Below are 9,071 nucleotides of genomic sequence, written 5' to 3'. Positions count from 1 at the left end.
CATCGAAGAGATGCACCATGCCGACAAGATGATCGCCCGCATTATCTTCCTCGGCGGGCACCCCAACCTACAAAAACTCGATCCCCTGCGCATCGGCCAGACGCTTCGCGAAACGCTCACCGCCGATCTCGCCGCCGAACATGACGCCCGCGCCCTCTATATCGAGGCACGCGATCACTGCGAAAGCGTCAAGGATTACGTCACCAAGGCGCTTTTCGAAGAACTCATTACCGATGAGGAAGGCCATATCGACTTTCTCGAAACCCAGCTGGAGCTGTTCGACCGTCTGGGCGAGGCGAATTACGGCCTCTTGCAAGCCAAGCCCGCGAACGAGGCCGAGTGACGCTTGCGCGGTGCGCCTACCCGGCGCACCGCCCGCTTCGCTTGGGGCCTCAGCCCTCCATCGCCTCCAACTCGTCGATGAAGCCCTCGATCATCGACAACCCCTTGTCCCAGAAGGCGGGGTCGGAGGCATCGAGGCCGAAGGGTGCCAGCAGCTCCTTGTGATGCTGCGACCCGCCCGCCTTGAGCATGGCGAAATACTTCTCCTCAAAGCCCTCCAGCCCCTCGGCATAGGCCGCGTAAAGCGCGTTCACCAAGCCGTCGCCAAAGGCATATGCATAGACGTAGAAGGGCGAATGCACGAAATGCGGGATATAGGCCCAGAAACTGTCATAGCCTTCCATGTAGTCGAAGACCGGCCCAAGGCTTTCGGCCTGCACGCTCATCCACAGCGCGCCGATATCGTCGGGCGTCAACTCGCCCTCGCGCCGCGCGGCATGCAGCTTGCACTCGAAATCATAGAACGCGATCTGGCGCACCACCGTGTTGATCATATCCTCGACCTTGCCCGCGAGCAGCACCTTGCGCGCGGCATCATCCTTGGCCTCAGCCAGCATGGTGCGGAAGGTCAGCATCTCGCCGAACACACTCGCGGTTTCCGCGAGCGTCAGGGGCGTGGCCGACAGCAACTCACCCTGTTCGGCGGCCAAGCGCTGATGCACCCCATGCCCCAGCTCATGGGCCAGCGTCATCACATCGCGCGGTTTGCCAAGGTAATTGAGCATCACGTAAGGATGCACATCGGTGACGGTCGGATGGGCGAACGCACCGGGCGCCTTGCCCTCTTTCACGCCCGCATCGATCCAGCCTTGGGTAAAGAACGGCTCGGCGAGCTTGGCCAGATCGGGGTGGAACCCCGCATAGGCCCGGCTGACCAGATCGCGCGCCTCCTCCCATGGGAAAATCCGGTTTTCCTGCATCGGAAGCGGCGCGTTGCGATCCCAGACTTGCAAGCGGTCCAGCCCCAGCCACTTGGCCTTCAGCGCGTAATAGCGGTGCGACAGCCGCGGATAGGCCGCCACCACCGCGTTGCGCAGCGCCTCGACCACCTCGGGCTCGACATGGTTGGACAGATGCCGCCCCATCTGCGGGCTGGGCAGCTTGCGCCAGCGATCCGAGATCTCTTTCTCCTTGGCCAGCGTGTTATGCACCCGCGCGAAGAGCGGCAGCTTCTCGGCGAACCCCTCGGCCAAGGCGCGCGCGCCTGCCTCGCGCCGCGCACGATCGGGATCGGTCATCAGGTTCAGCGTCGCCTCGATCCCCAGCCGCTCGCCTTCTACCGCGAAACTCATGCCCGCGATGGTCTCATCGAACAGCTTGTTCCACGCCGCCGCCCCCACGACGGATTGATCGTGCAGGAATGTCTCCAACTCATCCGACAGCTGGTAGGGCGCCATCGCGCGCATCCGGTCGAAGACCGGCCTGTAGCGCGCCAGATCCGCATCGCCGCCGAACACGGTCGCATAGACCGCCTCGGGGATGCGGTTGAATTCAAGGCTGAAAAACACCAGCGTCGTGGTGGAAGCGGTGATACGGTCTTGCATGTCCGACATGAACTTGGCCCGGCCCGCGTCGGTCGTGTGCTGGTAATAGCGCAACCCCGCATAGGACATGATCCGCCCCGCGATCCGGTCGATCGCCTCGTAGCGGCGCACGCAAGCCAGCATCGCTGCACTGTCCAGATCGGCCAGCTTGCCAGCGTAATCGGCGGCGAAACCGGCGCATTCCCCCTCAAGCCAGCCCAGATCGCGGGTCAATTCCGGCGCATCAGGCGCGGTATAAAGATCGGACAGATCCCATTGCGGCAACCCACCCAATGGCGCGCCCCCGCCTGTGGCATTGGCATCGCGCGGCATGGGGGCATTGTGGAAAAGGGGCATATCGGACCTCATCGAACTGACGTTGTCACAGATATGGCCCGCCCAGCCCCCGGCCTCAACCCGCCACGCGATGATTGCTTCTTCGTTTCATAAATATCCCGGGGGGAGGCGGCCCAAGGGGACGCCCGGGGGGCAGAGCCCCCCACTTAACATAACGGGCAGAGCCCCGCACTTAACATAACGCGCTGGCCCTCGAATGTGCGCGCCAAGGGCTCAGGCGGCCCGCCCCGAGATCTCTTCCCACGCCCGGTTGATCGCGATCAGCCGCCGCTCGGCCAGCCGCATCGCCTCCTCCGGTACCCCGCGCGCCATCATCCGGTCGGGATGGGCGGCACGCACCGCCGTGCGCCACGCCGCGCGGATCTGATCAAGGCTCATCTCCGGGCTCACCCCCAACACTGTGTATGGGTCGGGTGCGGCATCGGCGACATGGGCCGCGCGGATGCGGCGGAATGCGGGCGCGGACAGCCCGAAAATCTCGGCCACGCGTGCCAGGAACGCATCCTCGGCCGGATGATAGGCCCCGTCTGCCGTCGCGATGTGAAAAAGCCCCCCTAACAGATCGCTCAACACCGCCTCGCCCCGCCCGCGCCCGCGAAACATCCGCGCGATGCGGCCTGCATATTCCTCGAACCCCGCCACATCCTCGCGCGCAAGGTTGAAGACCCGCGCCGCCGCGCGCTCCTCGGTGGGGGGGATGTGAAACACCTCGCGAAAGGCCGTCACCTCGTCGCGGGTGACCTGCCCATCGGCTTTCGCCATCTTGGCCGACAAGGCGATCACCGCGATGGTGAAGGCGACCGAGCGCTCGGGCGGGCTGCGCAGCCGCTCGAAGACAACCGACAAGCCCTCGCCCTTGGCAAGGGCGGCCACGGTATCTCGTATGCGGGACCAAAGCGACATGGCCGCTCTCCTAACGCAAAACGCCGCCCGCTGTCAGCGCAAAGCGTGACCTGTCAGAGCATTTTCTGCATCACGACCAGATCGTGCCAGCGCCCGAATTTCCACCCCACCTGCGGCAGCCGCGCGATCTCGGCGTATCCCAAGGCGGCGTGAAAGGCGGCACCGCCGGCATTCTCGCCCGCCACCCCCGCGATCATCGAATGGATGCCCGCGCCCCGCGCGTGATCCTCGGCCATACCCATCAGCGCGCGCCCCAGCCCCGCAGCGCGCGCGTCTTGGGCCACATGGATCGAATGCTCCATCGTATGGGCATAGCCCGGCCCGGACCGGAACTGGCCATAGATCACGAAGCCCACGACCCTACCGCCACGCTCGGCGACGAAACAGGGCTGGTCCGTGATCTGCACCGCAAGCGCGCCGGGGTCTTTCTCGGCGGTGGTAAAGGTCTGGGCGGTGTCGCGGATCACATGGTTCCAGATCGCGGCGATGGCATCCGCATCGCCCATGCGGGCCGGTCTGATCACAGCACCACCTCGCCCTTGGGTGTGGCGATGCGCGCCTCCATCCGCGGGGCAGGGGCCGCATGCACCGTTATCCGTGCATCCGTGACAAGCGGCGCCAGCGCCGCGCGGAGCGCCTCGGCCTGGGGCGAAAACAGCTTTATCCCCACCAACCGCGCCCCCAGATCGGTCAGGCGGGGTGCGGGATGCGCCGCGCCTTGCCATTGGATCAGCGCCGGAAACAGCCCGTCAAAGGGCAAGATCCCATCTTCCGGCACCGCCATCCGCCAGCGCAGGTCGGCGCGCGCCAGATCCCATGGCCGCCCCGCCCCCTTGGGGGCAAGCGCCAGCGCCGCCCCCAGATCATCGCAGCGGCAAATCCATGTGGTGGCACGCGGCGCGCCTTGGAACCGATCCAGATCGAACCAGCGTGGCTGGGCGGGGCGCGCACCTTCCGGGTCGATGGCGATGACCTCGAGATAATCATCGCCCAGCGACATCAGCCGGTTATGCGTGCCCATATGCGGATGCTGCCCGCCGGGTTGCAGGGGTAGGCCCAGCTTGCCCGCGACCTCTGCCGCGCCTGTCGCCAGATCGGTCGCCGCCACCGCGATATGATCGAGAACCAGCATCTTGTCGCCCTTTGCCCTAAACCCGTCGCGCCCCGCCTTGCGCGCGCGCCCGAAAGCTTTTCTTGTCGCCCCCATGTCCGAGGTCAAGTCCGCGCTGCGCCAAACCGCCTATGCCGCCCGCAAGGGCGCCTTCGATCTGCGCAATGATACCCGCGCGGTCGCGGCCGCCACCGCCCATCTTCTGGCCGAGATCGTCCCAGCCACGGGCCGCGTGATCGCCGCCTACCTGCCGATCCGGACCGAGATCGACCCTCGCCCCGCCATGACCGCCCTGCACAAGATGGGCGCGCAGATCGGCGTGCCGGTCATCGCGGGCGCGGGGCTGCCGCTCGATTTCCGCCGCTGGAGCCCCGACACCCCGCTGATCCCCGGCCCCTTCGGCGCGATGATCCCCGAACAGGGCGATTGGATCATCCCCGATACACTGATCGTGCCGCTGGTGGGGTTCGATGCCGCCTGCAACCGCTTGGGCTATGGCGGGGGCTTTTATGACCGCACCTTGGCGCGGCTGGCCAAGGCCCAGCCTGTCGTGGCCATCGGCTTTGCCTTCGCCGTGCAGCAATTGCCGCCCCTGCCGACCGAGCCCACCGATATCGCGCTCGATGCCATCGTGACCGAGGCGGGCGTCATTCGCCGCGCGCGGCCCTGATCCCGTTTTTCCCGCTTGCCCCGCCGCGCGCCCGCGCCTAAGCCGTTGGTCATGCGTATTCTCTTCCTTGGCGATGTGATGGGGCGTGCGGGCCGCGCCGCGATCACGGGCCACCTGCCCAAGCTCCGCACCGATTGGCGCCTCGACTTCGTCGTGGTCAATGCCGAGAATGCGACCGCGGGGGCGGGGCTTTCGGCGGGTCATGCCAAGGAATTGCTCGATGCAGGGGCCGATTGTCTGACCTTGGGCGATCACGCTTTCGATCAGCGCGACATGCTGCAATTCATCAATCAAGAGCCGCGCATCCTGCGCCCGCTCAATTTCGCCAAGGATGCGCCGGGCGCGGGCGCGCGCGTCTTTCAGGCGCGCGGCGGCAAACAGGTTCTTGTGGCCCAAGCGCTGGGGCAGGTCTTCATGAAACGCCCCTTCGACGATCCTTTCTCGGCGCTCGACGCGGTGCTCAAGAAATTCCCGCGCGGCGGCAACGTCCAAGCCGCGCTGATCGATTTCCATGCCGAGGCGACATCCGAGAAAATGGCCATCGGCCATTTCTGCGACGGGCGCGCCAGCATCGTTGTGGGCACCCATACCCATGTGCCGACGGCGGACGCGATGATCTTGCCCGGCGGCACGGCCTATCAATCCGATGCCGGCATGTGCGGCGATTACAACTCGGTCATCGGCATGGACAAGGCCGAGCCGATGCGCCGTTTCATCACCGGCATGCCGCGCGAACGTTTCACCCCCGCAGCGGGCGAGGGGACGCTCTCGGGGCTGATGGTCGAAACCGATGACCGCAGCGGCGTGGCACTTGCGCTGCATCCCGTCCGGCTGGGTGGCCGCCTGTTGCATGCAGGCCCGCCCGATGCGCCGTGACTGGCTGGTCTATATCGCGATCTTGATCTTTTGCGGCGCGGCTTGGGGCATCACCCAGCCCTTGGCCAAGATCGCCGTGACCGCGGGCTACCGCCATTTCGGCATCATCTTCTGGCAATTCGCCATCGGGGCCGTACTTTTGGGTGCGATCAACATGCTGCGTGGTCGCCCCCTCCCGCGTGAGGGGCGGCATCTGGCCTTTTGCACCATCATCGCGCTGATCGGCACGCTTTTGCCCAATGCGGCCAGCTACACGGCCGCGTTTCACCTGCCCTCGGGGATCATGTCGATCGTCTTGTCGCTGATCCCGATGCTGGCCTTCCCCGTGGCGCTGGCCTTGGGGCTCGATCGGTTTTCGCTGGTGCGGCTTTTGGGGCTATGCCTTGGTCTATGCGCCATTTTGCTGATCGCTCTTCCCGAAAGCAGCCTGCCTGACCGTGCGATGGTCTGGTGGCTGCCCTTGGCGCTGGTGGCGCCCTTCTTCTACGCGGTCGAGGGCAATTTCGTCGCCCGCTACGGCACCGAAGGGCTCGATGCGGTGCAGGTCTTGCTGGGGGCCTCGCTCATCGGGATGGTCCTTGCCGCGCCGCTTGCGGCGATGACGGGTCAGTTCATCATGCCTACGGCGCCGCTTGGCCTGCCCGAATTCGCGATTATCGGCTCATCTGTCGCCCATGCCGTGTCCTATACACTTTATGTCTGGCTGGTGACGCGCGCCGGATCGGTCTTTGCGGCGCAGGTCTCCTACCTTGTGACGGGCTTTGGCATCTTCTGGGCCAAGCTGATCTTGGCCGAGACCTATTCCCCTTGGGTTTGGGCCGCGTTGGTCCTGATGCTGGCCGGTCTGGCCCTTGTGCAGCCGCGCAAACCCCCCGAAACGGTCGCCTTGTCCTAGGCCGCATCGCGCGCCCGCTTGTGCTGCGCTGCCGCATCGCTAGAGTTGGCGCAGTGCGTGCCGCGCGAAGGGACCAGTATGATCGACCTTTCCCTCTCCGATACGGGCCAAGGATTGCTCGCCATTGCGATCATGCTGATGATGTTCGCGCTTTTCCTGCGCGAACGCTGGCCGACCGAGGTGGTGGCCATCGGGGCGGTGGCGGTGCTGTTGATCTTGGGTCTTTTGCCGTTCGAGCGCGCCACAGCGGTGCTGGCCAACCCCGCCCCTTGGACGATCGCCGCCATGTTCATCGTGATGGGCGCGCTGGTGCGCACAGGGTCCCTCGACCGGCTGACCAAATTCGCCGAGGCCAAGGCCGCCTCGCACCCTGCCGTCGCGGTGGCCACGCTTCTGGCTTTCGTGGCGCTCGCCTCGGCCTTCATGAACAACACGCCCATCGTGGTGATCATGCTGCCCATCTTCGTGCAGATCGCCCGCATCCTCGGCACCTCCCCCTCCAAGCTGTTGATCCCGCTCAGTTACGCCGCGATCATGGGTGGCACGCTGACCTTGATCGGCACCTCCACCAACCTGTTGGTCGATGGGGTTGCCCGTGCCGAGGGCTTGGCCCCTTTCTCGATTTTCGAGATCACCCCCATCGGACTTGTCGTGGTCGCATGGGGGCTGATCTATCTGCTTGTGTTCGGCCGCCACCTGTTGCCCGAGCGCAGCTCGATGGCCGCGCTGCTGGGGGGCGGGCGGTCAAAGCCCAAATTCTTCACCGAGGTCGCAGTGCCCGAAGGTTCGGCCCTGATCGATCAGAACGTCAACGAGGTCGATCTGTTCGCCCGTGAAGGGGTGCGGCTGATCGATGTGCTGCGCGGTGATGCCTCGCTCAGGCGCGACATGGCGGGCGTCGTGCTGCAGGCGGGCGACCGCGTCGTCCTGCGCACCGATATGGCCGAGGTGCTGGGGCTACAGGCCTCCAAGGAACTCAAGACCGTCGACAAGCTCAGCTCGGTCTCCACCACCACGGTCGAGGTGCTGATCACGCCCGGCGCGCGCATGGTGGGCCGCAGCTTGGGCAGCCTGCGCCTGCGCCGGCGCTACGGTGTCTATCCGCTCGCCGTGCATCGCCGGAACCAGAACATCGGCAGCCAGCTTGACGAATTGGTCGTGCGGGTGGGCGACACGCTGCTGCTCGAAGGCGCGCCCGAGGACATCCAGCGTTTCGCTGCCGATATGGACCTTGTCGATGTCTCCAAACCCTCCGAACGCGCCTATCGCCGGGGCAAGGCCCCCATCGCCATCGCGGCCATGGCGGGGATCGTGGGCTTGGCTGCCTTCGATATCGCCCCGATCCTTGCGCTTGCGGTGATCGCGGTGGCTGTGGTGCTGCTGACCGGCTGCATCGACGCGGAAGAGGCGTTTTCCTTCGTCGATGGGCGCTTGCTCGCGCTGATCTTCGCCATGCTCGCCGTGGGTGCGGCGCTCGATCATACAGGGGCGATCCAGCTGATCGTGGGGCGCGTGGCCCCCGTGCTGGTCGACCTGCCGCCTTGGGTGCTGGTCTGGGCAGTCTATTACATGACGACGATCCTGACCGAGCTTGTCTCGAATAACGCCATCGCGGTGATCATGGCCCCCATCGCCATCGCGCTCGGCCAAGCCATGGGCGTCGATCCGCGCCCGCTTGTCGTGGCGGTGATGATCGCGGCCTCGGCCTGTTTCGCCACGCCCATCGGGTACCAGACCAATATGCTGGTCTACGGGCCGGGGGGCTATCGTTTCACCGATTTCATGCGCATCGGCATTCCCCTGAACCTCAGCTTGGGCGTGGTGGTGTGTCTGACCATTCCGCTGATCTGGCCGCTGTGAACATCACACCCCCCAATGCCTTCGCTGCGCGCGCAGACGGACCCCCGGCACAGCCCAGAGCCTTCTTCGTTTCATAAATATCCCGGGGGAGGCCGTAGGCCGGGGGCAGCGCCCCCGCGACGGTGACGCCGCGCCACGCAAGCTCAGTTTGGCTGCGACCGGCGCATCTCGAACCGACAGGCCCGCGCCCCTTGCGCACAACAGGTGGTTTCCACCGCCTGCCAGCCCGGCCCGCAAAGCTGCGTGAAAAGCCGGGCGAACACCGCCCCATGCCAATGGCACAATGGCACCTCCGACATCTCGCCCCGCACCACCGGGTTGTCCACGATCTCGAAACGCGGCGGCCAGCTTGCCGCCAGCCGAAATTCCCCCGATCCGCAGAATGTCCAGGCATGTTTGGCGATGGCACGCGCCATGATCGGGGCCGATAGCCGCGCGGGCAGATGCTTGAGAACCGCCTGCGCGGGCTTGGGGATACGATGGGCCAAGATGTAATCGCCCGTCCGCCGCCCCGCCTCCCCGGCCAGCCGCGCG

The 9,071-nt window shown here is 65.8% G+C and carries 10 protein-coding genes; 5 read left to right on the top strand and 5 right to left on the bottom strand.

Translation table 11 applies throughout. The annotated features are described in order from the left end of the window. On the top strand, nt 1–343 hold a 343-nt coding region (locus ACTG4J_RS12925; RefSeq protein WP_439140127.1), incomplete at its 5' end, for a ferritin-like domain-containing protein. A gap of 49 nt (nt 344–392) precedes the next feature. On the opposite strand, the gene ACTG4J_RS12920 is transcribed toward ACTG4J_RS12925, so the two are convergent. The 4 genes from ACTG4J_RS12920 to ACTG4J_RS12905 form a co-directional block, all read right to left on the bottom strand. Continuing rightward, on the bottom strand, nt 393–2,222 hold the full coding sequence (locus ACTG4J_RS12920; RefSeq protein WP_439140125.1) for a M3 family oligoendopeptidase: 1,830 nt from the start codon (nt 2,220–2,222) through the stop codon (nt 393–395). A gap of 213 nt (nt 2,223–2,435) precedes the next feature. Further along, on the bottom strand, nt 2,436–3,125 hold the full coding sequence (locus tag ACTG4J_RS12915; protein WP_439140123.1) for a TerB family tellurite resistance protein: 690 nt from the start codon (nt 3,123–3,125) through the stop codon (nt 2,436–2,438). 53 nt (nt 3,126–3,178) lie between these two features. Then, complete coding sequence (locus ACTG4J_RS12910; RefSeq protein WP_439140121.1) at nt 3,179–3,649, bottom strand: GNAT family N-acetyltransferase; 471 nt, start codon at nt 3,647–3,649, stop codon at nt 3,179–3,181. Beyond that, nucleotides 3,646–4,257 (bottom strand): VOC family protein, encoded by a 612-nt coding sequence (locus ACTG4J_RS12905; RefSeq protein ID WP_439140119.1) that lies wholly within the window; start codon nt 4,255–4,257, stop codon nt 3,646–3,648. Before ACTG4J_RS12905 ends, ACTG4J_RS12910 begins: the two co-directional genes overlap by 4 nt. A 73-nt stretch (nt 4,258–4,330) precedes the next feature. Between ACTG4J_RS12905 and ACTG4J_RS12900 the strand changes: the two genes are divergently transcribed. From ACTG4J_RS12900 to ACTG4J_RS12885, 4 genes are all read left to right on the top strand, one after another. Further along, entirely contained in the window at nt 4,331–4,906 is a 576-nt protein-coding gene (locus ACTG4J_RS12900) for a 5-formyltetrahydrofolate cyclo-ligase (protein ID WP_439140117.1), read from the top strand. Nucleotides 4,907–4,957: 51 nt separating this feature from the next. Beyond that, on the top strand, nt 4,958–5,782 hold the full coding sequence (locus ACTG4J_RS12895; RefSeq protein ID WP_439140116.1) for a TIGR00282 family metallophosphoesterase: 825 nt from the start codon (nt 4,958–4,960) through the stop codon (nt 5,780–5,782). Further along, nucleotides 5,757–6,677, top strand: coding sequence for a DMT family transporter (locus ACTG4J_RS12890; protein WP_439140114.1), 921 nt, complete (start codon nt 5,757–5,759; stop codon nt 6,675–6,677). The genes ACTG4J_RS12895 and ACTG4J_RS12890 overlap by 26 nt, the downstream gene beginning before the upstream one ends. A 78-nt stretch (nt 6,678–6,755) precedes the next feature. Beyond that, on the top strand, nt 6,756–8,537 hold the full coding sequence (locus ACTG4J_RS12885) for an SLC13 family permease (RefSeq protein ID WP_439140113.1): 1,782 nt from the start codon (nt 6,756–6,758) through the stop codon (nt 8,535–8,537). A 143-nt stretch (nt 8,538–8,680) separates the two neighbouring features. Here the strand turns inward: ACTG4J_RS12885 and bchJ are convergent. Further along, a partial coding sequence (gene bchJ / locus ACTG4J_RS12880; RefSeq protein ID WP_439140111.1) for a bacteriochlorophyll 4-vinyl reductase occupies nt 8,681–9,071 on the bottom strand: 391 nt, incomplete at its 5' end.

This window comes from Roseicyclus sp., from assembly GCF_965662675.1.
Taxonomy (GTDB): Bacteria; Pseudomonadota; Alphaproteobacteria; order Rhodobacterales; family Rhodobacteraceae; genus Roseicyclus.
Note: the sequence above shows the minus strand (reverse complement) of the source record. Positions and strands in the feature narration are given on the sequence as shown.